Source organism: Providencia sp. 6390 (assembly GCF_058148425.1).
Window position 1 is genome coordinate 184,270 of record NZ_JBYVYL010000001.1, and the last position, 25,800, is coordinate 210,069.

Here is a 25,800-nt window from a genome sequence, read left to right on the forward strand (position 1 = left end):
ATGCCTAAAATAGTTTTTTTACCTCATACTGAGTTATGTCCTGAAGGTGCAGTTGTTGATGCACAAGACGGTGAGTCAATTTTAGATGCTGCGTTACGCATTGGTATTGAACTTGAACATGCATGTGAAAAATCATGTGCATGCACGACTTGTCACTGTATTGTTCGTGAAGGGTTTGACTCACTGGAAGAAAGCAGTGAATTAGAGGATGATATGTTGGATAAAGCTTGGGGGCTAGAACCAGAAAGCCGCTTGAGCTGCCAAGCGAGGGTCTCTGACGAAGATTTAGTGGTTGAAATTCCTAAATATACAATCAACCATGCTCGTGAGCATTAAATTAACGCGGAGAACTTAATATGAGTCTAAAATGGTCGAATAGTCGGGAAATCGGCGAAGCACTGTATGATGCCTACCCTGATTTGGATCCCAAAACAGTTCGCTTCACAGACATGCATCAATGGATATGCGATTTAGAAGATTTCGATGATGATCCGCAAAAATCGAATGAAAAGATCTTAGAAGCCATCTTGTTAGTTTGGCTAGATGAATTTGAATAACGATTCAGTTAAGTGAGTAAACCGGACTTTTAGTCCGGTTTTTCCATTTAATCAGCACTATATTGATATCTGTTTGACCGCTAATCGGTTAAGTTACTCATATCGACGGGTAAGCATTGATAACATTACCCGCAATAATAGCTAAAGTGAGAGAAACGATGACAAAACAAATTATGCCAGTAATGATTTCATCTGAAGCAGCTGCACCTTGTTGGGGTGAGGGCGCTTTAATCAGTTCTGGCGATAAAGGGATCACTATCCACTTAAAACATCCGGGTAAATTATGTGCAGTGCAAAGTGCTGGGCGTAAATTAGATAGCCAAGGTATTCGTAATGTATCCCTAACTGGTGAAGGTTGGGATTTGGAAAAAAGTTGGGCATTTTGGCAAGGTTTTCGTGCACCAAAAGGCGCGAGAACGATTGAATGGCCAGTACTGGCCGAAGCTGAACGTACAGAATTAGAAAACCGTATTCGCACTATTGATTGGGTTCGCGATGTGATCAATGCGCCAGCTGAAGAACTGGGACCTGAGCAGCTAGCACAACGTGCAATTGATTTGTTATGCCATGTAGGTGCAGAAAATATTAGCTATCGCATCGTAAAAGGTGATGATTTAGTTGAACAAGGTTATGCGGGGATCCACACAGTTGGTCGTGGTTCAAACCGTTCACCTGCGTTATTGGCATTAGATTACAACCCAACAGGTAATGCGAATGCACCGGTTTTTGCTTGTCTTGTAGGTAAAGGTATTACTTTCGATTCAGGGGGATATAGCATCAAGCCATCTTCCTCAATGAATTCCATGAAAGCAGATATGGGCGGAGCGGCTACATTAGTAGGCTCATTGGCATTAGCAATTAAACGAGGTTTGAAAAAACGCGTTAAACTGTTCCTTTGTTTAGCTGACAATATGGTGAGCAGTAATGCCTTTAAATTAGGTGACATTATCCGCTACCGTAATGGTAAATCTGTTGAAGTGATGAATACTGATGCAGAAGGGCGCCTAGTACTTGCTGATGGTTTAATTGATGCTTGCAAAGAAAAGCCATCATTAATTATTGATGCAGCCACATTAACCGGCGCTGCTAAAACAGCCGTAGGTAATGATTACCACTCAGTTCTTAGCTTTGACGATAAGTTTGTTGCTGAATTAATGGATTCTTCAGAATCAGAACATGAACTCTTTTGGCGCTTACCATTAGCGGAATTCCATCGTCAACAATTGCCATCAGGTTTTGCTGATTTGAATAACATTGCTGCACCATCTCATACCGCAGGTGCGAGCACTGCGGCAGCATTTTTGTCTCACTTTGTTGAAAACTATCGCCAAAATTGGATCCATATCGACTGTTCAGCAACTTACCGTAAGTCACCAGTGAGCCTATGGGCAGAAGGCGCTACAGGGATCGGTGTGAGAACAATAGCTAACTTATTAGTCAAAAAAGCAGGCTAAGCAGTATTAAAATCAATAAACAGGCACGAAGAGGGCGACTTTTCGTGCCTGTTTTTTTATTATAACGGTAATCATTTTTATATTTTCTATAAGGCATTAATATGTCGCAGCAACCTGAAAATAATCATTCATCAAACGCAGACAATGACGTCGAGTTTACTGAATTAACCATTCCACAAGGCGCATCATTGAAACTAAGTGTACTTGAAAGTGAACCCGTAGCATTAACTGAAGCGCTAATAGAGTGTTTTAAACAACATAAAGTCGTACGTCGTGCTTTTATTGTTTCTGCTCAAGAGGAAAACAATGATAGCGGCGAAGCAATTTTAATGGTGGCGTTAGAATTTGTGCCAGGAACTGAAAATATTGATGAAATTATTCATCAAGCGGGCACATTAGCATGTGATTATCTCGAAGATAATGAATCTATTGATTTCTGTTTAGTTAACGAAGCAGAAAAAGGCATTAGCCACTTTATCACTGAGCATATTGAACCTTTCTATCAGCGTAAACTAGGTAGCTGGTTACGCGATACCATTCCAGTTAAAAACACCAAGTAAATATAATGATGGGTTCGGTTAGAACCCATTATCCCACCATCAGTTGTGATCCTCGACAAACGCCAAATTTAATTTTTCGGAGAAACTTTAGTGCTGAGTTAATCGGGCAACTAATGATCCTTTTATGCCCCTAATGATACGCTTTTCGCGCAGTCATAAGCAGTAGGGTTTGTCGTTTATATCTATGAAAAATAGCGCTAGCAATGAATATTGCTGTATTACGAGATTAGCAGTCATTTGAAACACGATTTCCCTTCTAAAGTGAAAACCTAAAAGCAACCACAAACGATGCTAGTTGTTTATTGGTTGGCTCAGATAAGGCTCAGTAATGAAGAAGGCACATAAACATTCAGTTCACGATGCAGCATTTAAAAGTTTTATGTCTCAAGTTGAGAATGCTAAAGATTTTTTCCACTTTCATTTACCAGAACATATTAGTGCGTTATGTGATTTTAACACGCTGACACTGACTAACTCCTCCTTTGTGGATAAACAGCTACGTTCACGGTTATCTGATGTGTTGTATTCGGTGCAAACCACAGAAGGCGAAGGGTATATTTACTTGCTTGTCGAACATCAATCAACTCCAGATAGGCTGATGGCGTGGCGATTAATGCATTATGCTTTTTTGGCAATGAATCAACACTTGCAGCAAGGGCATAAAGATTTACCGCTAGTTGTTCCTATTTTGTTCTACCATGGTGATACCTCTCCTTATCCCTATTCGCAACTATGGACAGACTGTTTCCCATTAGCGAGTATCGCAAATCAGTTATATACAGGCTGTTTTCCTTTGGTTGATGTAACGGTGGTGGATGATAATGATTTTATCAATTTTCGTAAGGTTGCGATTATGGAATTGGTGATGAAGCATAAACATTTGCGAGATCGAGATAAAGGTAAGCACGTAATCTCTTTGATAGCCCAAGTGGTTAATCGCGACTATAATACTGATAGTGATGTCATCACTATTCTCAATTATCTGTTCGCTACGGTTGATGCACCGAATGTTGAGGAAGTGGTTCAACAGTTATGTAATCAAATTGAAAAATATCAAGAGGTTATTATGAGTATCGCACAGCGCTTGCAAGACAAAGGCATAAAAGCAGGTTGGGAAAAGGGTCATCAACAAGGTTTAGAAGAGGGCCTAGAAAAGGGCATTGAAAAAGGGATTGAAAAGGGCAAACATGAAGCGAATCTAGCTACTGCGAAAGCCCTTTTAAAAAATGGTGTTAGCCTTGAATTAATCATAGATAGTACAGGATTAAGCCGAGAAGACCTCATATCTCTACAGTAAATTGAACGGTTATGCTTTGTTGCTATAGCAAAGAAAGAGTAGGTGTATAGGTTGTTTGTTTAACAAAGCATAACTTAAATAAATATCCAGTTTTACTTGTTTTAGGTAATCATCACCCACTACAGACCTAATTATTTTAAGTGTAATGGAAATAATTAATAATCCATTTAATTTAAGTAAGTATAATAACTAATTACACATAATATTGAGCCATTTTTCCGTTTTGTCTTATAGGTGTTCATCTCCCTCTCTGTTAAATTATACAACCGATTGATACAAATTATTTCAGTCTTCGCCTATTTTTATTATCAGGTCAAAATTTTTGTTGCTTTCAATATATTGATTGGAAGTAAAACTCAATAAATTTAACTATAAAAGGAAGAGTCGGTCATGAATCAACATTTTAGTTGGGCTTCATTGGCGGGTCTAAAAACAAAAAAACGTTATATTGCAGCGGCTCTCGCATCTGTCATTGCATTAACGGGTTGTGATAATACAGACGATACAAGCAAAAAAGAAACCAATGTCGCGACTGAAAAAAAATCAGCGACAGAGAATCAAACTAAAACCGCCCCCCTAGCGGCAGAAAACAAAACTGCGCCGAAACTCTCAAAAGAAGAGATGATCAAACGCTACGCAGGTAAAGATGTGACAATCCTCGATGCATCTGAGCTGCAATTAGACGGCGCAAGCGCAATGGTTGTAACCTTCTCTGTACCTCTGGAACCGAACCAAGACTTTGGACAGTTCTTGAACCTAGTTGATGTAAAAACAGGAAAACTTGATGGTGCATGGGAACTTTCTGATAACCAAATGGAATTACGTTTCCGTCATCTACCTCCATCTAGAGAACTAAATCTGACCGTTAACTCGGGGATTAAAGCCGTTAATGAGCGCACAATTACGGCGCCATTTGAGAAAAAAATACAAACAGCACAAATTATTCCAACTGTTGGTTTTGCTAGCAAAGGTTCTTTATTACCAAGTAAAGTCGCTCAAGGTCTACCTGTTATGGCGCTTAATGTTGATAAAGTTGATGTTAACTTTTTCCGAATTGATGAAGAGCAACTCCCACAATTTTTAGCTATGTGGCAATATCGTAGTAACTATGAATATTGGTATTCAGAAGAGTTTCTCGATAAGGTCAAATTGGCATATACAGGCCGTTTTGATCTGAATCCAGAAAAAAATACTCGCCAGAACATTTTATTGCCATTAAAAGATATCAAAGAACTGCAACAAGATGGCGTCTATTTAGCGATCATGCAAAAGGCGGGTAGCTATAGTTATCAATTCCCTGCCACCGTATTTACACTCAGTGATATTGGTGTATCACTGCATAGCTATCAAGATCAAGTTGATGTATTTACACAATCTTTAGCGAAAGGCTCCGCATTAAAAGGAGTTGAATTACGCATACTGGATGAAAAAGGCCAGTTAGTGAATAAAGCAACGACGGATGGTGATGGTCATGCCAAATTAGATAAATTGGCTGGAGGGAAACTACTTCTAGCGACCCTGGATGGTCAAACAAGCATGATTGACCTCACTCAGCCAGCGCTTGATTTGTCTGAGTTTGATATTTCAGGCCCTGTTGGTTATGCGAAACAGTTTTTTGTATTTGGCCCACGAGACTTGTATCGTCCGGGTGAACTATTGCTGGTTAATGGCTTATTGCGTGATGGTGATGGGAACCCAATTAAAGCGCAGCCAGTGAAAGTGGATGTATTAAAAACAGATGGTCAAGTGGTTAGAAGCTTTGTTTGGCAGCCTGAGAAAGACCAAAATGGCCTTTATCAATATCAGTATGAGATCCCAAAATCAGCGGAAACAGGTGGTTGGTCATTGCGTTTTGATTTAGGCGATGGTTCACCACTGCGTTATTACAAGTTTAATGTTGAAGATTTCATGCCAGAGCGTATGGCATTAGATATTACGGCGCAAGACAAACCTATCTTAAATAATCAACCCGTTGAATTCGATATTCAAGGGCGCTATTTGTATGGTGCGCCAGCCGCAGGTAATGAACTGCAAGGACAAATATTGATCCGTCCTGATCGTGAAGCAGTGGCTAAATTACCAGGCTTTGAGTTTGGTTTCGAAAGTGAGGAAGGATTGCAACGCAAGTTAGATGAATTCGATCTCACCTTGAATGATAGCGGGGAAACCGTGATTGCGGTTCCACAAAGCAATTGGGAATCACTTGGTTCACCAATTAAGGTTATTGCTCAAGCAAGTTTATTGGAAGCGGGTGGGCGACCTGTTACACGCCGTGCTGAGCAATCTGTGTGGCCTGCAAATACCTTAGTCGGCATTCGCCCTCTGTTCAATAAAAAAGAAATTTATGACTATCGCACTGACCGCTATACCAAGCGCTATAACGTTGATGAAAACTCTCTTGCAGAGTTTGAATTAGTTCTTGCTGATGCAGCTGGAAATAAATTAGCGGCTGAAAATTTAACTACTCGCCTTATCTATGAGCGTCGCGATTATTTTTGGAGCTGGTCTGAAAGTGGTGGCTGGACATCAAATTACGATCAAAAAGATTTGGTGATGGCAAATGAAAATATCAAGATTGAAAAAGAGGGTACTGCAAAAGTATCGTTCCCTGTTGATTGGGGTTCTTTCCGTCTTGAAGTCGTCAATGAAGACAATAAATTAGTCAGTAGCCTACAGTTTTGGGCAGGGTACTCATGGCAAGATAATGCGGGCGGCAATGGTGCAGTACGTCCTGATCAGGTCAAACTTAGCTTAAATAAACCTGCTTATTTACCGGGTGAAAAAGCGAAAGTTCGTATTGAATCGCCTAAAGCAGGTAAAGGCTATGTGTTACTTGAGTCAAGCAGTGGTCCACTGTGGTGGCAAGAAATTGATGTACCTGAAAAAGGTATGGAAGTTGAAGTTCCCGTAAACAAAGAATGGGCACGTCATGATCTCTATATCACGGCGGTAGTTGTGCGCCCTGGTGATGATTCAAAAGAAGCGACAGTTAAACGTGCAATTGGGGTGTTGCATTTACCATTGGCAGATGAAAACCGTAAAATTGGTTTAGCATTGACGGCACCTACTAAGATGCGACCAAATCAAGATCTCACCGTAAAAGTGAAAGCAACGGCACAGGATGGTAAGCCACTTCCTGAACAAGTGAATGTCCTCTTGTCAGCAGTTGACACGGGTGTGCTGAATATTACTGATTTTAAAACACCTGACCCGTATGACGCCTTCTTTGGACGGAAACGTTATAGCGTCGACCAATATGATGTCTATGGCCATTTGATTGAAGGACAAGGTAAATTAGCCAGCCTACGTTTTGGTGGTGATAGTGAAGATGCCGCGCTAGAACGTGGTGGTCTGAAACCATTAACTGAAGTTCAAATCATTGCTGAGCAAGCAAAACCCGTCACGTTAGATAAAAACGGTGAAGGTGAAATCACATTAGCAATTCCTGATTTTAATGGCGAATTACGTGTGATGGCGCAAGCATGGAATGAAAAAGAATTTGGGCATGCAGATAGTAAAGTCGTGGTTGCTGCACCATTAGTGACACAAATGTCTATGCCACGCTTTATGGCTGGTGGTGATAAGTCATACTTTGCTTTAGATTTAACCAATACCACGGATAATACGCAAAATGTCACAGTGTCCTTTAAAGCATCAGGTATGGTGAAATTAGAGGGCCCAGCATCAAAAGAGCTGTCATTAGTTAAAGGTAAACGTACTACTATTACCTTGCCTGTCCGTGCGGATTATGGTTATGGTGAAGGTGATGTTTCAATGACAATCAATGGTATTAATTTACCGGGTGAATCATTGAAAGAATATAGCAATAGCTGGAAAGTGGGTGTTCGCCCAGCACAACCTGCAGAAACGATTTCTTATGCGATAGCTGTAGAACCAGGTGAGCAGTGGACATTACCACTGGATGATTTACGTGGCTTATCAGCGGACACATTAGAAGGGCAGGTTCTGTTAACTAGCCGTCCTCCATTACAAATTGCGCGTTATATTCGTGAGTTATTTGCTTATCCATATGGCTGCCTTGAGCAAACCATTAGCGGGTTATACCCATCATTGTATTCTTCTCAAGCAGAGCTTTCGAAACTGGGTGTGAAGTCACAGACTGATGATGATCGTCGTAAGGCTATCGAAGTGGGTATCCCACACTTATTAAGTATGCAACGTGCGGATGGTGGATTCTCATTATGGGATCGTAATGGTAATGAGGAGTATTGGTTAACGGCTTATGCTGCCGATTTCCTAAATCGCGCTAACCAACGTGGCTATTCAGTACCTCAAGAAGCTATCACTAGCGCAAACAGCCGGTTACTAAGCTATTTGCAAGATGGTAATCAAATCAATTACCCATACACTGATAATCCATCAGCAGCACGCTTTGCAGCTCAATCCTACGCTGGTTTAGTGTTAGCAACCCAACAAAAAGCACCTTTAGGTGCATTACGTCAACTGTACTCAAGAGCCAATGAAGCCAATAGTGGCCTATCGTTAGTTCAACTGGGTGTTGCGTTGAATTTGATGGGAGATAAAACACGCGGCGATAGCGCGATTGTTGATGGTTTGAAAAAACAACGTGCTCGTTACAGCTATGATGGTGATTATGGCTCAATCGTTCGTGATGATGCACTGATCATCGCATTGTTGAATGAACATCAATTGATGCCGAAATCACGTGACCAAAAACTGCAAACGTTGTCAAATAACCTAGTATCACAGCAATACTTCTCAACTCAAGAAAGTAACGCGTTGTACTTAGCGGGGCGTTATTATGTCAATGATACAGAGTCACCATGGAAAGCAGTGATTAACGGTCAACAACCACCTATGTCATCAGACAAACCAGTCAATGAATTCTTAACCAAAGAGCAATTGCAAACGGGTTATAGTATTGAAAATACGGGTACCAACACATTGTATAGTCGCTTAAATGTTGTGGGTTATCCGATGTATACACCACGTCCAAGCTCTAATGTGTTGAATGTGAAACGTACCTATTTGGATTTACAAGGTAAGCCAATTTCACTTGATCGTCTAAGAACAGGTGAAATGGTGGTAGTGAAATTAGAAGTGAATGCTACACAAAGAGTACCTGATGCATTAGTGGTTGATTTATTGCCTGCTGGTTTGGAATTAGAAAACCAAAATCTTGCTAATAGTAGTGCTAATCTCAGTGAAACAGCACCGAACTTACAAGAAGTGATCGATGATATGCAGCAATCACAAATCAGTCATATGGAATACCGTGATGACCGTTTCGTTGCCGCTGTTGAAGTTCAGCAATATAAACCGACCACGTTGGTGTATTTAGCGCGTGCAGTGACGCCGGGTGTATACAGTGTTCCTGTACCACAAGTGGAATCAATGTATGTTCCGGAATGGCGCGCTGTTGGCAATGCTAACGGTCAATTAGAAATCGTTCGTTAATCTTAATAAAGCCCTTATACTACTTGATATAAGGGCTATTTCCTTGCGGTACATCCATCTATGAAAAAAGGGTTACGACGCACTGGGCTGACTTTGCTCTGCTTGGTGATTTTTTTACCTCTCTTGTTTGTATTGGCTGATAAAATATGGCCATTACCCATCAAACAAATTGAGATGGCGCGTACAGTAGTTGCCGCAGATGGCACACCGCTTTGGCGTTTTGCTGATAAAGAAGGAATATGGCGTTATCCTGTCAAATTGGATGAGGTCTCACCTGAGTTTATTGAAGCACTTCTTACTTATGAAGATCGCCATTTTTATAGCCATCCGGGGGTTAACCCTTTCTCATTACTTAGAGCATTATGGCAGGATATCAGCTCTGGGCGTATTGTTTCGGGTGGTAGTACCATTTCTATGCAAGTTGCGCGTCTGGTTGATCCTCATGATAGAACCGTAAGCGGTAAACTAAAACAACTATGGCGAACAGCTCAACTTGAATATCATTATTCAAAAGATGAGATATTGGAAATGTATCTCAATCGTGCTCCGTACGGTGGAACGATTGAAGGGATCGGTGCAGCAAGTTGGGTATATTTGAATAAATCCCCCGATAAATTAACGTCCGGAGAGGCTGCATTGTTTGCAGTGTTGCCACAAGCGCCAAGCCGCTTAAGGCCAGATCGTTATCCATTAAGGGCTCAAGCTGCCCGTAACAAAGTGCTTGATCGACTGGCTGAATACCAAGTTTGGTCATCAGAGAAAATTGCTGATATTAAGCAAGAACAAATTTGGCTTGCACCGCGTAAAAGTCCAAATTCAGCCCCATTATTGGCTAGACGCGTGGTCAAAGATGTGCAAGACCCAATTATTGAAACAACAATTGATGCAGGATTGCAGCGCCAATTAGAAGACATGGCAATGAATTGGAAAAACCAATTGCCGAAGCAAACTTCGCTGGGGCTGCTGGTGGTTGATCATACAGATATGAGTGTAAAAGCTTATATTGGCTCTATTGATTTTCAAGATAATAACCGTTTTGGTCATGTTGATATGATCACAGCGTGGCGCTCACCAGGCTCTACGCTAAAACCGTTTTTATATGCATTGGCAATGGATGATGGTTTGATCCATGCCGAGTCATTGCTACAAGATGTTCCCCGACGCTTTGATGATTATCGACCGGGTAATTTTGATAGTGGATTTAATGGCCCTGTAAGTGTTAGTGATGCATTAGTACGTTCATTGAATTTACCTGTTGTTCAGGTTCTTGATGTCTATGGTAGCAAACGTTTTACTGCTAAATTACGGAATGTAGGAACTGAATTGCGCTTTCCATTAGCGAGTGAGCCTAACTTATCTCTGATTTTAGGTGGAACAGCGGCACGTATGGATGATCTTGTTTCGGCTTATAGTGGCTTTGCTCGTCAAGGTAACGTAGCACCTTTACGTTATCGACCAACAGACGTCTTACGTGATCGTCAATTAATGTCACCGGGTGCGGCTTGGATCATTCGTCGTATTATGGGAGGGGAGGCGCGCCCTGTTCCTGATAGTAGTTTAACCGCTCAAGTGAACTTAGCGTGGAAAACAGGAACGAGCTATGGTTACCGTGATGCATGGGCAATTGGTATAAATCCGCGTTATACGATAGGGGTTTGGGTAGGAAGGCCCGATGGTACACCTGTAGCCGGTCAATATGGTTATGCAACCGCGATCCCAATTATGAACCAGGTAAATAATCTATTGTTGGCCCGTTTGTATCAATCACATTTATCGATGCCCAAAGATCCTCGACCTGCAAGCGTCAGTCAAGCCGTGATCTGCTGGCCAAGTGGTACGGCATTACCAAAAGAGGATAGTAATTGCCGGCAACGTCGCTTGAGCTGGATTTTAGATAATACCATCCCACCAACGTTAATGGCGAAAGATCAAGAATCTTTACTAGGTTTGAGGCAAAAGGTTTGGATTAACAGCCAAGGCTTACAAGTTGCCTCCGATTGCCCAAATGCAACCGAAAAAGAGATCTATTTGTGGCCGATAACCTTAGAATCATGGTTGCCCTTAAGTGAAAAACGGGTTAACCGTTTACCAAAAGCTGATCCTCAATGTCCTCCGTTGCGAGCAGAAATGCCACCCCTATTGATATCAGGCGTTCGTAGCGGAGAAGTGCTACAGCGGTTACCGGGGAAGAGTAGTTTGGATCTGCGTTTAGTTTCTCAAGGTGGGCAAGGTCGCCAATGGTGGTTTTTAAACGGCGAACAAGTGCAAGAAACCAATCATAATGGCACTATTTTGCTAACGTTGGATAAATCAGGAAGCTATCAAATATCAGTTTTAGATTTGGGTGGGCAGGTAACGTCGGTGGATTTTAAAGTGAAGTAGCGCATTAAAAGTGTGACTTAGCCAAAAAAATAGTGTTTTTTGCTATAAAAAGTTTAACAAAATGTTGATGTGACTGTAGGAAATTGTAACCGTAGCCCCTATAATCAACGCCTTATTTTCTGTTGCTGGTCAGCAGAAGAGGCACACAATAAAAAACGACAACTGATATCTACTTTTCATTTTAATTGACTTGAAGAAGAGTTGAGAATTCAGGGTAAAAGTCACGGTATCGCTAAAGAGGTTATTTATGACGGTTCAACGTACATTTTCTATTATCAAGCCAAACGCAGTGAAGAAAAACGCGATTGGTGCAATTTATCACCGTTTTGAAAGCGCAGGTTTTTCAATCGTTGCCGCCAAAATGCTGCATTTGACTCGTGAGCAAGCAGAAGGTTTTTATGCAGAGCACAAAGGCCGTCCTTTCTTTGAAGGTCTGGTTGAATTTATGACTTCTGGCCCAATCATGCTGCAAGTTCTTGAAGGTGAAAACGCTGTTCAACGTCACCGTGACCTAATGGGTGCAACTAACCCAGATAACGCGTTAGCAGGTACACTGCGTGCTGACTATGCAGATAGCTTCACTGAAAATGCGGTTCACGGCTCAGATTCTATCGAATCAGCAAACCGCGAAATTGCGTATTTCTTCGCAGAAGATGAAATTTGCCCTCGCTAAGTGATAAACTGGTGTAATGCATTAGCATTATTCTTATAAAGTTTGTACAATGCGTCGCCCTGTTAATATAATTGTTAACAGGGCGATTTTATTATTAACGTTGTGCTACTCAATAGCACTCGCCGAAAGTGTAACAACGAGGCAACTCAAAATGTCCGATATGACTACTAGTGCACAATGTGCAACTTCCTCTGCTATTTCTGTCACACCAGAAACTAACTCACAAAAAATCAACCTGCTGGATTTAAATCGCAAGCAGATGCGTGAATTCTTTGCGCAAATGGGTGAAAAACCATTCCGTGCTGACCAAGTAATGAAATGGATTTATCACTACTGTTATGACGATTTTGATCAAATGACAGATATCAATAAAGTTCTTAGAGCGAAACTAAAGGAAGTCGCTGAAATCCGTGCACCGGAAGTTGCCGAAGAGCAGCGCTCTGCGGATGGAACGATTAAATGGGCGATCACTGTGGGTGATCAACAGGTTGAAACGGTTTATATCCCTGAAGATGACCGTGCAACTTTATGCGTATCCTCACAAGTGGGCTGTGCACTTGAATGTAAATTCTGTTCAACGGCACAACAAGGTTTCAACCGTAACTTACGCGTTTCAGAAATTATTGGGCAAGTTTGGCGTGCCGCAAAAATTATTGGTTCGTTAAAATCCAGTGGTCGCCGCCCGATCACCAATGTGGTGATGATGGGAATGGGTGAGCCGTTATTAAATCTCAACAATGTTGTGCCAGCAATGGAAATCATGATGGATGATTTCGGTTTTGGCTTATCTAAACGCCGTGTCACCTTATCAACGTCTGGTGTTGTACCTGCTTTAGACAAATTGGGCGATATGATTGATGTGGCTTTAGCTATTTCATTGCACGCGCCAACAGATGATGTGCGTGATGATATTGTCCCGATTAATAAAAAATACAATATTGAAACCTTTTTGAGCAGTGTTAGACGCTACCTTGCTAAATCAAATGCCAATGGTGGTCGGGTCACGGTGGAATATGTGATGCTTGATCATATTAATGACAGTACTGAGCAAGCTCACCAGTTAGCTGAATGTTTAAAAGATACCCCAAGTAAAATTAACTTGATCCCTTGGAACCCGTTCCCTGGGGCACCTTATGGTCGTAGCTCAAATAGTCGTATCGACCGTTTTTCTAAGGTTCTAATGGAATATGGCTTTACTACGATAGTGCGTAAAACTCGTGGTGATGATATTGATGCAGCCTGTGGTCAATTAGCAGGTGAAGTGATTGACAGAACAAAACGAACATTGAAAAAACGTATGGCTGGGGAACCTATCAAGGTTAAAGCAGTCTGATGTTAATATACTCGTCATACTTCAAGTTGCAGGGCTTTTTATTGAGGCATAAGTGACTACGCTACGCTCGCCGAATCACAGAGTTTATCTATGCTCATCGGCTATCTTCGCTTGTCACCTACCTGCATCTCGAATTATTTAGAGTATAGATGGGGTCTAAACATTTGGCCTGGTTATCATTTAGGTCATTTTATGGATAGGCAAAATGCCCCTCATCACCTACAATGTTTTGTAGGTGATGATATTAATTTAATTGTCACATTAGGATTATCACGAGTAAAGCTTAGGAAAAATAGCTTTATATTTCATTCACTCGGAAACAGTGTTGCCAGCAAATGACTATCGATAACAATACCGAACAAACCCCAATCACTGTAGGAAAACTATTATCTCAGGCTCGTGAGCGAATGGGACTCACGCAAGAGGCAGTTGCGGAGCGCCTTTGTCTTAAGGTAAGTACGGTAAGAGAAATCGATGAAGATATAAAGCCAGCTGGTGTTGAACCGACGTTTTTACGTGGCTATATGCGCCTTTACGCACGCATGGTGAATGTGACTGAAAGTGAATTAAATGCGTTATTAAAAACTGATGAACCGATTGCAGTATCAACCGTTTCATCAATGCAAAGTTATTCTTTAGGCAAGAAGCGCAAAAAACGCGAAGGCTGGCTAATGAAAGTGACTTGGCTAATTGTGATTGTTTTGATCGCAATGGTCGGTGTGTGGTGGTGGCAAGACCATCAAGCACAGAAAAGTGAATTAACCACGATGGCAAATCAAAATGATTTGATCCTCTCTCAGCAAAATAGCACCGAAAACCCAATTGAATTGCCGAGTGATGTTTCTGATAACTCTGCGGCAGTGAATGCACCATTGACTGCTGAAAGCACGCCAATTGATTTAGCACCGACTCAACCTATTGATAGTCAAACCACTGAGCCGCAACCCGTTAGAACTGTACCGTTGCCAAATACACCAAATACAACGGTCGCTATTGACCGCACGCAAACCAACGAAGAGCCTGAAGTTGTACCTGCAGTTCAAGATGCGTTAGTGATGAATTTTAAAGGGCCTTGCTGGCTCGAAGTCCGTGATGCCAATAATAAAATTTTGTTTAGTGGCACAAAGAACAACGGCGATAAATTAGATTTACAGGGCACACCTCCTTACCGGTTAAATATTGGTGCACCTGCAAATGTTGATGCACAGTTCAATGGTAATGCGGTTGATCTAAGCCGTTTTATTAAAGCAAACCGCCCAGCTAAGTTAAAAGTCCCTGAAGCGTAATTTCAGGGCATATGGCTAAGAATTGAAAAGACGTAAACTGTATCCTAAAACATTAAATGTGATAGTTTGCAGTTTACGTTTTTGTGTATAGTGATTATTGAAGCAATGATTATTACTACACAACAGTGTTTAAGAGCACACGGAAGTCCGGAGAGTTAAATTAAAATGCATAATGAATCACCGATCAAAAGACGTAAATCCACCCGAATTTATGTAGGTAACGTACCTATTGGCGATGGCGCACCTATTGCCGTTCAGTCTATGACCAATACCCGCACAACGGATGTTGATGCAACGGTACGTCAAATACAGTCATTAGAGCGTGTAGGCGTTGACATCGTACGTGTTTCTGTTCCGACGATGGATGCTGCTGAGGCGTTTAAACTGATTAAACAACGTGTTGATGTGCCTTTGGTTGCCGATATCCACTTTGATTATCGTATCGCGTTAAAAGTGGCAGAGTATGGTGTTGATTGTCTACGTATCAATCCAGGTAATATTGGTAGCGAAGAGCGTATTCGCCAAGTTGTTGACTGTGCCCGCCACTATAATATTCCTATCCGTATTGGTGTTAATGGTGGTTCTCTTGAAAAAGATATTCAAGAAAAATATGGTGAGCCAACTCCTGAAGCACTTGTTGAATCGGCAATGCGCCATGTTGATATTTTAGATAGATTGAACTTTGATCAATTTAAGATCAGTGTTAAAGCATCGGATGTTTTCCTTGCGGTAGGTTCTTACCGTTTACTCGCTAAGAAAATTGACCAACCATTGCACCTTGGGATCACTGAGGCTGGCGGCGCACGCTCTGGCTCAGTAAAATCAGCGATTGGATTGGGTATGCTGTTATCTGAAGGGATTGGGGATACCTTGCGTATTTCACTGGCCGCTGATCCGGTTGAAGAAGTTAAAGTTGGCTTTGATATTCTTAAATCGCTGCGTATTCGTTCTCGTGGCATTAACTTTATCGCTTGTCCAACTTGTTCACGTCAAGAATTTGATGTTATCGGGACTGTGAATGCGTTAGAGCAGCGCTTAGAAGATATTATTACCCCAATGGATGTTTCAATCATCGGTTGTGTGGTAAATGGTCCCGGTGAGGCAGAAGTATCGACCCTTGGTGTTGCTGGTGCTAAAACGAAAAGTGGTTTCTATGAAGATGGTATTCGTCAGAAAGAGCGCTTTGATAATAACAATATTATCGATCAGCTTGAGGCGAAAATTCGTGCAAAAGCAGCAATGCTGGATGAAAGTAATCGCATAGAGATAAACCAAATAGAAAAATAGTTGTCCAATAACTGGCTCTTTGCGAGCCAGTTATTGTTTTTATCTCTATTAAGCGTATCAAATCAGCACATTGTAGAGTAAAAATTAACGCTATCTATCGCAAAAGCACAGATAATTCCCGATTGAGCAGGAATATTGTAGTTTGTCGATTGAACCCAATGACCTTTCGCTTTTATAATCGAGTTTATTCGATTCTGAAAATAGAGACATAACGTGGCAAAAAATATCCAGGCCGTTCGTGGCATGAATGATTACCTGCCGGCAGACACTCGAGTCTGGCAGAAAATTGAAGCAGTACTTAAAAATATTTTACAAGGTTACAGCTTTAGTGAAATTCGTACCCCGATTGTAGAGCATACCCCGCTATTTAGCAGGGCAATTGGCGAAGTGACTGATGTGGTTGAAAAAGAGATGTATACCTTTATCGATCGCCAAGAAAGCGATAAAGAACAAATCAGCCTTACTTTGCGCCCTGAAAATACTGCCGGTTGTGTCCGCGCAGGCATAGAGCATGGTTTGCTGTACAATCAGGAACAGCGTTTATGGTATCTTGGGCCAATGTTCCGTCATGAGCGCCCACAGAAAGGCCGTTATCGGCAGTTTCATCAGCTGGGTGCAGAAGTGTTTGGTCTAGCAGGTCCTGATATTGATGCTGAAATGATTATGATGACGGCTCGTTGGTGGCGTGCACTAGGTATCAGTGAACATGTTACCTTAGAGTTGAATTCGATTGGTTCTTTAGACGCGCGCGCGCGTTACCGCGAAGCATTAGTTGCTTTCCTTGAGCAACATAAAGAAAAACTCGATGAAGACTGCAAACGCCGTATGTACACTAATCCAATGCGTGTACTGGATTCGAAAAATAAAGATGTTCAAACATTACTTAATGATGCACCTGAGCTGTTTGAATATTTAGATGATGAATCTCGTGAGCACTTTGATGGCTTGTGCAAATTATTGGATGCCGCAGGTATTCAATATCGTGTCAACCAACGTTTAGTACGTGGTCTTGATTATTACAATCGTACCGTGTTTGAGTGGGTGACAACCGCATTAGGTTCACAAGGTACAGTATGTGCTGGCGGCCGTTATGATGGCTTGGTTGAACAATTAGGTGGTCGTGCAACGCCAGCAGTCGGTTTTGCAATGGGTATGGAACGAATGGTTTTGTTGGTCAAAGACCTCAATCCAAGTTTCACTGCTGATGAGTCCGTGACTGATGTGTATTTGGCTTCATTCGGTGAAAATAGTCAAAAAGCGGCGCTATTATTAGCAGAGCAAGTGCGTGATGCACTGCCTACATTACGAGTAATGACTAATCATGGCGGTGGTAATTTTAAGAAACAATTAGCGCGTGCGGATAAACAAGGTGCAAAAATTGCTTTGATTTTAGGCGATGATGAAATCTTAAATAGCCAAGTTGGCGTTAAAGATCTACGCACAGGTGAGCAAGAAACGGTTTCACAGCAGCATTTAGCCCAGCGTTTAGCTGAACTGTTAGGTTAAGGAGAGACAAGTGGAAGTCTATACAAACGAAAATGATCAAGTTGATGCGATTAAACGCTTTTTTGCTAACAATGGTGTTGCGTTAGTGGTTGGGCTTGTTTTAGGTGTAGGGGCTGTTTTCGGATGGAACTATTGGCAGTCTCATAAGACTAATGTGCTGCAAGAAAGTGCTCAGAAATTTGAAAGTGTCAGCACTCAGTTGCATTCAGGTTCAGCTCAAGGTATTGAAGCTGCACAAAAATTCGCAGCGGAAACCAATGATGTTTACAGTGCGATGATCGGTTTAGAACTTGCTCAGGTGGCAGTTGATAAAGGCGACTTGGCAATGGCTGAAAAGTCATTAGCAGGTGCTTTAGATAAAGCCAAAACTGAAGATATGGCGGATTTAATTAATCTGCGTTTAGCAAGAGTACAGCTTGCTCTCGGTAATGCAGATGCAGCATTAGCGTCAATTGGGAATATCAAAGCGAAATCATGGCAGGCAGCTGCACAAGATGTTCGTGGGGATGCATTACTTCAAAAAGGTGATATTGCAGGCGCTAAAGCTGCATATACACAAGGGCTGGATAGTGAAGGCTCACAGACCCTTAAAGGTCTTCTTACCCTTAAACTGAATAACGTGTCTAATTAATTCATAACATAACGTAGAAAGGAAACGATTAACATGCAGTTGCGGAAAACACTTTTGATTGGCCTAGTCGCTTCAGCTTTACTTGCCGGTTGTTCCAGCGAAACTGATTCTATCGTTATGGCACCACTCCCACAGGTTGAAAATCAATTCACGCCAACTATTGTTTGGGATAAATCAGTCGGTAATGGTGTTGAACAGTTTTACTCTGATTTATCACCAGTTTGGGATGGTAGTTCGATTTATGCAGCGGATCGCAAAGGGCTAGTGAAAGCATTTGAGCTTGATAGCGGTAAAGAAATTTGGTCTGTTGATCTTTCTAAGCGCACAGGTTTTCTTTCTGCCAACTTATCTGCACTGTTATCAGGTGGGTTAACAGTTTCAGGTGATCATATTTATATCGGCACTGAACGTGGAACCGTGATCGCCCTAAACAAAGAAGATGGTTCAGTTGCGTGGGATGTCGAAGTTGCAGGTGAAGCGCTTTCTCGCCCAGTAGCCAGTAACGGCTTTGTGATTGTTCATACCAGCAATGGGATGTTACAAGCGCTTGACGAAAACAACGGCGAAATTAAATGGACAGTGAATATGGATACGCCATCATTGTCCTTACGTGGTGAATCAGCGCCAAGTGTGGCATACGGTGCCGCGATTGTTGGTGGTGATAATGGCCGCGTAAGTGCTGTATTACTGTCACAAGGTCAATTGATTTGGCAACAACGTATTTCTCAAGTGACGAGTTCTACTGAAATTGGTCGTTTGGATGACGTTGATATGACGCCAGTTATTGATGATGGTATGATCTATGCTATCGCTTATAACGGAACGTTAGCGGCGCTGGATATGCGTTCAGGCCAAATCAAATGGAAACGCGATCTTGGTTCTGTAAACAATATGGTGTTGTCTGGCGAAAACCTCTACCTAGTCGATCAAAATGATCGTGTGCTATCGGTGCGTAAGAGCGATGGCGTAACATTATGGACGCAAGAAGGGTTACTAAACCGTAATCTGAGCGCGCCAGAAATGTACAATGGCTATATTGTGGTTGGTGACAAAGAAGGTTATCTACACTGGTTAGATATGAGCACAGGTGGTTTTGTGGCACAAAATAAACTCAATAGCTCAGGTATCCATAGCCGTCCAGTGGTAGCCAGCGACAAGTTGATGGTTCAGGCAAGAAATGGCACAGTTTATCTGTTGACGCGTTAATTTTCTGACAAGTCACCAATTTCTCTATAAAATTAACGGTTCCTGATGTAGGAACCGTTTCGTTTTTTGTTTTTTGTGTTTATTTTAGTTGCAACACAAAATTCTTTTAGTTAATTAAAGTAGTGAGGCATCAAATAATGATACCCGTCGTAGCGCTGGTTGGGCGTCCAAACGTAGGAAAATCCACGTTATTTAACCGATTAACCCGTACCCGTGATGCACTGGTAGCGGATTTTCCCGGTCTGACTCGTGATCGTAAATATGGTCGTGCTGAAGTTGAAGGGCATGAATTTATCATTATCGACACCGGTGGTATCGATGGCACTGAAGAAGGTGTCGAGACCCATATGGCTGCTCAATCATTGCAAGCGATTGAAGAAGCCGATGTTGTCCTATTTATGGTCGATGCACGAGCAGGGCTAATGCCTGCGGACGAAGGGATCGCTAAGCACTTACGTAGCCGTAAGAAAAAAACCTATTTAGTTGCCAATAAAACGGACGGTATCGATGCTGATACTGCAATTGGTGATTTTTACTCTTTAGGTTTAGGTGAAATCCACTCTATTGCTGCATCTCATGGTCGTGGTGTAACCCAGTTAATTGAAAAATCACTGAAGCCTTTTATCGAAATCGAAGAAGAAGTTGAGCTGACCGAAGAAGAAGAAAATGCAGCATACTGGGCAGCTCAAGAAGAAAATGCAGAATTCGAGGACGAAGAAGACGATTTTGATCCAACTGGATTGCCAATCAAATTGGCGATTGTCGGTCGTCCAAATGTTGGTAAATCAACACTCACAAACCGTATTCTTGGTGAAGATCGCGTTGTCGTATTTGATATGCCCGGCACAACACGTGATAGCATCTATATCCCGATGGAGCGTGATGAACGTGAGTATATTCTGATTGATACGGCGGGGGTACGTAAACGTGGCAAAGTTACTGAAACCGTCGAAAAATTCTCAGTAATTAAAACATTACAAGCTATCGAAGATGCAAACGTTGTATTGCTAGTCATCGACGCACGTGAAGGGATCTCAGACCAAGACCTATCACTCTTAGGTTTTATTTTGAACGCAGGGCGTTCTTTAGTCATCGCTGTTAATAAATGGGATGGCATGAAACCTGAAGATCGCGACCATGTAAAAGACATGCTCGAATTGCGTCTTGGTTTTGTGGACTTTGCGCGTATCCACTTTATTTCTGCATTACATGGCAGTGGTGTTGGTAACCTATTTGAATCTGTTCAAGAGGCTTATGAGTCAGCAACCCGACGTGTGGGGACGGCTCTACTAACACGTATCATGAAAATGGCGGAAGATGAGCACCAGCCACCATTGATCCGTGGTCGCCGTGTTAAAATGAAATATGCACATGCAGGTGGCCATAATCCACCGATTGTTGTGATCCACGGTAACCAAGTTTCTGATTTGCCGGATAGTTACAAACGTTATCTGATGAACTATTTCCGCCGTTCATTGCAGGTAATGGGAACACCAATCCGCATTCAATTTAAAGAGGGTGAAAACCCTTATGCAAATAAAAAGAATCAGTTAACGGCAACACAGCTACGTAAACGTAAGCGTTTAATGCAGCATTTGAAGAAACGTTAATTATATGAAGTCACAGAGAATGTGAGCTTCACAAAAGCCGTAATGGTATGCACTGTTACGGCTTTCTAATATTGGGAGAAAAGCGCTCCCTGCGATGCAGATTACAGAGGGTAACCATGCAAACTCAATCTTCTACACGTCTTAACAAGTACATTAGTGAAAGTGGTATTTGCTCAAGGCGTGATGCAGATCGCTACATTGAACAAGGCAATGTTTTTATTAATGGCAAACGTGCTGCTATTGGTGACCAAGTTTTTAGTGGTGATATTGTTAAAGTCAATGGGCAACTTATTGAGCCAAGGAATGAAGAGGATTTAGTGCTAATTGCACTGAATAAGCCAGTCGGTATTGTCAGTACCACTGAAAGCGGCGAAAAAGATAATATTGTTGATTATGTTAACCACAGTAAGCGTGTCTTCCCAATTGGTCGTTTAGATAAAGACTCACAAGGTTTGATTTTTTTGACAAATCATGGGGACTTGGTTAATAAAATCTTGCGTGCCGGTAATGAACACGAAAAAGAGTATTTGGTTACTGTAAATAAACCGATTACCGATGAGTTTGTTCGTGGTATGGGAGCTGGGGTACCAATCTTAGGTACGATGACCAAAAAATGCAAAGTGAAAAAGGAAGCTCCATTTGTATTTCGTATCACTTTAGTTCAAGGGCTAAATCGTCAAATTCGTCGTATGTGTGAGCATTTTGGCTTTGAAGTCACTAAATTAGAGCGCGTTAGAATTATGAATGTGGGTCTTTCGGGGATCCCATTAGGTGAATGGCGTGATTTAACAGATGATGAATTAATTAAGCTGTTTGAAATGATTGAGAAATCAGAGTCAGATGCTAAGCCAAAGAAACCTACAAAAGCTAAAACCCCCGCGAGTGGAAAAGGAAATAGTAAACCAAACGCAGGAAATAAACCAAAAGCAACTGCGGATACTGCATCCCGTAAGCGTTTTACGCAACCGGGCCGTAAAAAGAAAAAACGCTAATGCTATAAAATGTCAGCCGTATCCTATACTTATGGCTGACAAGTTTTGCCATTACTGGCAGACTACTTTATCGAAATGACTACACAAACAGACCAACACCTTCCCAGCTCTTACGGGTAGCATCAGCAACACTATAATCAAACTCTTGAGTCGCTGTGTTAATAGTTGCTTTTGCGAATTCCTTAAACGTCGTTTTTGAGTGTAGTGTTGTATCATACATAGTTTTAATCCAAACTTTTCCTGCTACCTCCCATGAGTAACCACCAAGCGCAGTGGCTAACAAGTAGAAGGCTTTATTCGGGATCCCTGAATTGATATGTACGCCGCCATTGTCTTGAAGCATAGATAGGTGCATATAGTCCTTCATATGGCCCACTTGCATATCTTTCATGTTTCTCTGACCAGGAACAGGAATATTATATGCCGTACCAGGTGCTTTCATCGAACGCAATGCAGGCGCATTAGCTCTATCAAGGAATAAGTTTTCTCCTAACAGCCAATTGGATTCATCTGCTCGTTCGTTAGCGGCATATTGTTTCACCATCATACCAATTACGTCAGCAACAGACTCATTGAGTGCACCTGATTGGAACCAATAATCAAAATCGGTAGTGAAAGTGACAAATGCATGGCTAAGTTCGTGACCAATAATATCGATATCATTATAGAAAGCTCTCGTATATAGCCTGTCGCCATCACCAAAGAAAATGGCTTGCGAATTCCAAAATGCATTCGGATAGTCTTTACCATAGTGGATCACGGCATTGATTTGGGAATCACAGCCAAATAATTTATCAATACCCAATTTTTCTTTGTAAAAAGAGCGTACTTTACCAACAGATTCATAGACAATACGCGCAGCATTTGAAGGTGCAACAATATCGCCTTCTTTCATGATGATTTGATAATCTTCGTGCGGCATATGGAGAACATTTGGATTCGGGATCTTGTCATCTAATGAAAGATCAGAACGTGAGCAAATAGGTAAATCAGAATGTGCATGACCAGGAAATTCATCGTTTTGTTCTGCATCTCTGATAATACGCTCATAATTGTTTCCCGGACGTGCAGAATTAATAAAAAGCGTTTTTAACAGTTCTTTATCTTCTATGCTGTACGCTTTACTCATTAATTCATTCGCATGAAGTAATGCAGACTTCATATTTGATGATGGTGATCCTTGATACATTTGATCAACAAGATAAGGGGGAAGGTAAGAACGCCCAAGGATATGACTCATAGATAGACTCCATTTTGTTTGTGAGAATGGAATCATAGGCGACAAAGTTGATTATGTAACTAGTTGATAGTTAATCATGTTTATTAAAATTTGCTAATTTTTATCACAAAAGCCGCCAAGTGTTTTGGCGACGTAAATGATGGTAATCACCGTTATTCTTTAGCTAGCCAATCTTTTTTAGTGACTAAGAAATCACGATATAATTTTGCTTCGGGGCTATTGGGCTCTGGGTGATAATCATATTCCCAGCGCACTAGCGGTGGCATCGACATTAAAATGGATTCAGTGCGCCCGCCACTTTGTAAACCAAATAGCGTTCCTCTATCCCAAACTAAGTTAAATTCGACATAGCGACCACGTCGATACAGTTGAAATTGACGCTCTTTATCTCCCCAAATATGTTGACGGCGCTTTTCGACAATAGGAACGTAGGCATCTAAGAAGCCATTTCCAACTGCTTGGGTAAATGCAAAGCAGGTCTCGAAATCGGGTTTATTTAGGTCATCATAAAACAAACCGCCGACACCTCTTGGTTCGTTGCGATGTTTTAAATAGAAATATTCATCGCACCAATTTTTATAGGTTTGATAGGTATCAGTGCCAAAGGGAGTGCAGAGGTCATGAGCAACTTGGTGCCAATGAATGACGTCCTCTTCAAAGCCGTAATAGGGGGTTAAATCGAATCCACCACCAAACCACCAAACAGGATCATGGCCTTCTTTCTCTGCAATAAAAAAGCGCACGTTGGCATGGGTTGTTGGGATGTAAGGGTTGAGAGGGTGGATCACTAATGATACCCCCATCGCTTGGTAGCTACGACCCGCTAGCTCTGGACGATGTGCGGTGGCTGAAGCAGGCATTTGGCTGCCTTGAATATAGGAAAAGTTAACGCCAGCTTGTTCAAAAATAGCGCCTTGCGTTAATACACGGCTGCGGCCACCACCTCCTTCAGCTCTTTCCCATGTTTGTTCTAGGAAGGTTTCCTTACCATCCAGTTCAGTTATTTTTTGGCAAATCGTATCTTGTAGTTCGCGTAAAAAAGCTTTCACGCGAAAAATATCAGGGTAATTCATTGTTTTCCAATCGAACAGTTGGCAGAAAAAAGTGGGTAAAGTATACCTTTTTGAATTAAAAAAGGCATATTGAATATTGATTGTGCGCCAAAAGCAGTGATAATGACAGAAAGCTCAGTTAAAACGGGTCATTAATATGGAAATACGTATCTTCCGCCAAAGTGATTTTGAGGAGGTCATCGCATTGTGGGAACGCTGTGATTTAAATGAGTTTGGGGGTGATCCTGAACTTGATATTGAACGCAAATTACAATGTGGGGCTGATTTATTTCTTGTTGCTGAAGTCACTGGAGAGGTTGTCGGTACCGTGATGGGAGGCTATGACGGCATTAGAGGCTCAGCTTATTATCTGGCTGTTCACCCTGAATACCGCGGGCGGGGCATTGCAAATGCTTTGGTTAGCCGTTTAGAAAAGAAATTACGTGCTAGAGGCTGTGGCAGAATTGAATTACTGGTTAATGAAGAGTCAGACGCTGCCATTTGCATGTTTGAAAAAATGCTTTACGAAGAAGAGCAGCCAGCACGTCTTATTTATGCGAAAACACTAGCGAATGATTTAGATTTTTAGCGTTGGCTGGAATGTTTTTAAAAATAGGTTGTCACAGTAAGCATCAAGTAAACCATTAATAGAGGATGTTATGCCTAAAAGTGCAATTGTGAAGGTTTCTCAGATAACAGCATTGACTAGCATATTGCTATTGTCTGGTTGCGCAGGCTCAGGAGGGTTCTGGTCTTCACTTTCACCGATGAACTGGTTCAGTAGCCCAATAACGGCTAAAGCTGCGGGGGTCGGTGGGATAACTGGTTTTACACCGATGCAAGCAGATATTATTAAAGAGCGTTTGGATAATCGTTATACCATTCGTAGTGGTATGCAAACCGAACAAGGTGAAATTGTGACGGTTTTCCAAGGTATTGATGATGAGACGGTTAAAGTTGAGGTGATCGGTCCTGAAAAAGGACACGTTTCTCGCGTTATTATTAATGATCCTAAAATTGTGACTGAATGGGGAACGAAAATTGGTTCGCAATTTAGTGATATTTATGAAAAAGCATTTGGCGCTTGTAAAATGGCTGAGCCAATTAATGACCAGCCAACAGTTGAATGCGTTGCTCCAGAAACGTCACATATTTTCTATAGCTTTAATGGTAAATGGCAAGGACCTGAAGGTTTAATGCCACCAGATGATGAGTTAAAAAGCTGGACGGTATCGCAAATTACTTGGAAAAAATAATCTGAATTTCATTCAATGCATGCTTTGTTGATCAGATAA

The 25,800-nt window shown here is 41.6% G+C and carries 20 protein-coding genes; 18 read left to right on the forward strand and 2 right to left on the reverse strand.

What is annotated here, in order from left to right; translation table 11 throughout:
- The 16 genes from fdx (at nucleotide 1) to rluF (ending at nucleotide 22,213) form a co-directional block, all read left to right on the forward strand.
- Nucleotides 1–336, forward strand: coding sequence for an ISC system 2Fe-2S type ferredoxin (gene fdx / locus AC3Z9T_RS00950; RefSeq protein WP_490124353.1), 336 nt, complete (start codon nucleotides 1–3; stop codon nucleotides 334–336).
- Nucleotides 337–356: 20 nt separating this feature from the next.
- Complete coding sequence (gene iscX / locus AC3Z9T_RS00955; RefSeq protein WP_490124354.1) at nucleotides 357–557, forward strand: Fe-S cluster assembly protein IscX; 201 nt, start codon at nucleotides 357–359, stop codon at nucleotides 555–557.
- Nucleotides 558–715: 158 nt separating this feature from the next.
- Entirely contained in the window at nucleotides 716–2,011 is a 1,296-nt protein-coding gene (pepB, locus tag AC3Z9T_RS00960) for an aminopeptidase PepB (RefSeq protein ID WP_490124355.1), read from the forward strand.
- 101 nt (nucleotides 2,012–2,112) lie between these two features.
- Nucleotides 2,113–2,571: an enhanced serine sensitivity protein SseB C-terminal domain-containing protein gene (locus tag AC3Z9T_RS00965; protein ID WP_490124356.1), complete on the forward strand. Its 459-nt coding sequence runs from the start codon at nucleotides 2,113–2,115 to the stop codon at nucleotides 2,569–2,571.
- A gap of 328 nt (nucleotides 2,572–2,899) precedes the next feature.
- Nucleotides 2,900–3,868, forward strand: coding sequence for an Rpn family recombination-promoting nuclease/putative transposase (locus tag AC3Z9T_RS00970; protein WP_490124357.1), 969 nt, complete (start codon nucleotides 2,900–2,902; stop codon nucleotides 3,866–3,868).
- Nucleotides 3,869–4,258: 390 nt separating this feature from the next.
- Nucleotides 4,259–9,307 (forward strand): alpha-2-macroglobulin family protein, encoded by a 5,049-nt coding sequence (locus tag AC3Z9T_RS00975; protein WP_490124358.1) that lies wholly within the window; start codon nucleotides 4,259–4,261, stop codon nucleotides 9,305–9,307.
- 60 nt (nucleotides 9,308–9,367) lie between these two features.
- A complete protein-coding gene (pbpC, locus tag AC3Z9T_RS00980; RefSeq protein WP_490124359.1) occupies nucleotides 9,368–11,689 on the forward strand; it encodes a peptidoglycan glycosyltransferase PbpC in 2,322 nt (773 codons plus the stop codon).
- Nucleotides 11,690–11,936: 247 nt separating this feature from the next.
- Nucleotides 11,937–12,362, forward strand: a complete 426-nt coding sequence (ndk, locus tag AC3Z9T_RS00985) for a nucleoside-diphosphate kinase (protein ID WP_070930065.1) — start codon at nucleotides 11,937–11,939, stop codon at nucleotides 12,360–12,362.
- 151 nt (nucleotides 12,363–12,513) lie between these two features.
- Complete coding sequence (rlmN, locus tag AC3Z9T_RS00990; protein ID WP_070930066.1) at nucleotides 12,514–13,695, forward strand: dual-specificity RNA methyltransferase RlmN; 1,182 nt, start codon at nucleotides 12,514–12,516, stop codon at nucleotides 13,693–13,695.
- Nucleotides 13,696–14,030: 335 nt separating this feature from the next.
- Nucleotides 14,031–14,981 carry a cytoskeleton protein RodZ gene (gene rodZ / locus AC3Z9T_RS00995; protein WP_490124360.1) on the forward strand — a complete coding sequence of 317 codons (951 nt, stop codon included), beginning with the start codon at nucleotides 14,031–14,033 and terminating at the stop codon, nucleotides 14,979–14,981.
- A 165-nt stretch (nucleotides 14,982–15,146) separates the two neighbouring features.
- Nucleotides 15,147–16,268, forward strand: a complete 1,122-nt coding sequence (gene ispG / locus AC3Z9T_RS01000) for a flavodoxin-dependent (E)-4-hydroxy-3-methylbut-2-enyl-diphosphate synthase (protein ID WP_490124361.1) — start codon at nucleotides 15,147–15,149, stop codon at nucleotides 16,266–16,268.
- A 213-nt stretch (nucleotides 16,269–16,481) separates the two neighbouring features.
- Nucleotides 16,482–17,774 (forward strand): histidine--tRNA ligase, encoded by a 1,293-nt coding sequence (gene hisS / locus AC3Z9T_RS01005; RefSeq protein ID WP_490124362.1) that lies wholly within the window; start codon nucleotides 16,482–16,484, stop codon nucleotides 17,772–17,774.
- A 10-nt stretch (nucleotides 17,775–17,784) separates the two neighbouring features.
- Entirely contained in the window at nucleotides 17,785–18,405 is a 621-nt protein-coding gene (locus tag AC3Z9T_RS01010) for a YfgM family protein (RefSeq protein WP_490124363.1), read from the forward strand.
- A 33-nt stretch (nucleotides 18,406–18,438) separates the two neighbouring features.
- Nucleotides 18,439–19,611, forward strand: coding sequence for an outer membrane protein assembly factor BamB (gene bamB / locus AC3Z9T_RS01015; RefSeq protein ID WP_490124364.1), 1,173 nt, complete (start codon nucleotides 18,439–18,441; stop codon nucleotides 19,609–19,611).
- Between the two features lie 137 nt (nucleotides 19,612–19,748).
- Nucleotides 19,749–21,221 (forward strand): ribosome biogenesis GTPase Der, encoded by a 1,473-nt coding sequence (gene der, locus AC3Z9T_RS01020; RefSeq protein WP_490124365.1) that lies wholly within the window; start codon nucleotides 19,749–19,751, stop codon nucleotides 21,219–21,221.
- Between the two features lie 116 nt (nucleotides 21,222–21,337).
- Nucleotides 21,338–22,213: a 23S rRNA pseudouridine(2604) synthase RluF gene (rluF, locus tag AC3Z9T_RS01025; RefSeq protein WP_490124366.1), complete on the forward strand. Its 876-nt coding sequence runs from the start codon at nucleotides 21,338–21,340 to the stop codon at nucleotides 22,211–22,213.
- Between the two features lie 79 nt (nucleotides 22,214–22,292).
- Here rluF and AC3Z9T_RS01030 read toward each other — a convergent pair whose 3' ends face one another.
- Entirely contained in the window at nucleotides 22,293–23,453 is a 1,161-nt protein-coding gene (locus tag AC3Z9T_RS01030) for a M4 family metallopeptidase (RefSeq protein ID WP_490124367.1), read from the reverse strand.
- Between the two features lie 152 nt (nucleotides 23,454–23,605).
- Nucleotides 23,606–24,526 carry an oxygen-dependent coproporphyrinogen oxidase gene (hemF, locus tag AC3Z9T_RS01035; RefSeq protein WP_490124368.1) on the reverse strand — a complete coding sequence of 307 codons (921 nt, stop codon included), beginning with the start codon at nucleotides 24,524–24,526 and terminating at the stop codon, nucleotides 23,606–23,608.
- A 136-nt stretch (nucleotides 24,527–24,662) separates the two neighbouring features.
- Between hemF and AC3Z9T_RS01040 the strand changes: the two genes are divergently transcribed.
- Nucleotides 24,663–25,094: a GNAT family acetyltransferase gene (locus tag AC3Z9T_RS01040; RefSeq protein ID WP_490124369.1), complete on the forward strand. Its 432-nt coding sequence runs from the start codon at nucleotides 24,663–24,665 to the stop codon at nucleotides 25,092–25,094.
- A gap of 70 nt (nucleotides 25,095–25,164) precedes the next feature.
- Nucleotides 25,165–25,761, forward strand: coding sequence for an RpoE-regulated lipoprotein (locus tag AC3Z9T_RS01045; RefSeq protein WP_490124370.1), 597 nt, complete (start codon nucleotides 25,165–25,167; stop codon nucleotides 25,759–25,761).
- Nucleotides 25,762–25,800: the final 39 nt, after the last annotated feature.

What these genes read in the sequence shown, in the direction of transcription:
- AC3Z9T_RS00965 (WP_490124356.1), top strand. Translation starts at nt 2,113, where the DNA reads ATGTCGCAGCAACCTGAAAATAATCATTCATCAAACGCAGACAATGAC.
- AC3Z9T_RS01040 (WP_490124369.1), top strand. Translation starts at nt 24,663, where the DNA reads ATGGAAATACGTATCTTCCGCCAAAGTGATTTTGAGGAGGTCATCGCA.
- AC3Z9T_RS01045 (WP_490124370.1), top strand. Translation starts at nt 25,165, where the DNA reads ATGCCTAAAAGTGCAATTGTGAAGGTTTCTCAGATAACAGCATTGACT.
- rluF (WP_490124366.1), top strand. Translation starts at nt 21,338, where the DNA reads ATGCAAACTCAATCTTCTACACGTCTTAACAAGTACATTAGTGAAAGT.
- AC3Z9T_RS01030 (WP_490124367.1), bottom strand. Translation starts at nt 23,453, where the DNA reads ATGAGTCATATCCTTGGGCGTTCTTACCTTCCCCCTTATCTTGTTGAT.
- der (WP_490124365.1), top strand. Translation starts at nt 19,749, where the DNA reads ATGATACCCGTCGTAGCGCTGGTTGGGCGTCCAAACGTAGGAAAATCC.
- AC3Z9T_RS00975 (WP_490124358.1), top strand. Translation starts at nt 4,259, where the DNA reads ATGAATCAACATTTTAGTTGGGCTTCATTGGCGGGTCTAAAAACAAAA.
- pepB (WP_490124355.1), top strand. Translation starts at nt 716, where the DNA reads ATGACAAAACAAATTATGCCAGTAATGATTTCATCTGAAGCAGCTGCA.
- pbpC (WP_490124359.1), top strand. Translation starts at nt 9,368, where the DNA reads ATGAAAAAAGGGTTACGACGCACTGGGCTGACTTTGCTCTGCTTGGTG.
- rodZ (WP_490124360.1), top strand. Translation starts at nt 14,031, where the DNA reads ATGACTATCGATAACAATACCGAACAAACCCCAATCACTGTAGGAAAA.
- bamB (WP_490124364.1), top strand. Translation starts at nt 18,439, where the DNA reads ATGCAGTTGCGGAAAACACTTTTGATTGGCCTAGTCGCTTCAGCTTTA.
- iscX (WP_490124354.1), top strand. Translation starts at nt 357, where the DNA reads ATGAGTCTAAAATGGTCGAATAGTCGGGAAATCGGCGAAGCACTGTAT.
- ispG (WP_490124361.1), top strand. Translation starts at nt 15,147, where the DNA reads ATGCATAATGAATCACCGATCAAAAGACGTAAATCCACCCGAATTTAT.
- rlmN (WP_070930066.1), top strand. Translation starts at nt 12,514, where the DNA reads ATGTCCGATATGACTACTAGTGCACAATGTGCAACTTCCTCTGCTATT.
- ndk (WP_070930065.1), top strand. Translation starts at nt 11,937, where the DNA reads ATGACGGTTCAACGTACATTTTCTATTATCAAGCCAAACGCAGTGAAG.
- hemF (WP_490124368.1), bottom strand. Translation starts at nt 24,526, where the DNA reads ATGAATTACCCTGATATTTTTCGCGTGAAAGCTTTTTTACGCGAACTA.
- AC3Z9T_RS00970 (WP_490124357.1), top strand. Translation starts at nt 2,900, where the DNA reads ATGAAGAAGGCACATAAACATTCAGTTCACGATGCAGCATTTAAAAGT.
- fdx (WP_490124353.1), top strand. Translation starts at nt 1, where the DNA reads ATGCCTAAAATAGTTTTTTTACCTCATACTGAGTTATGTCCTGAAGGT.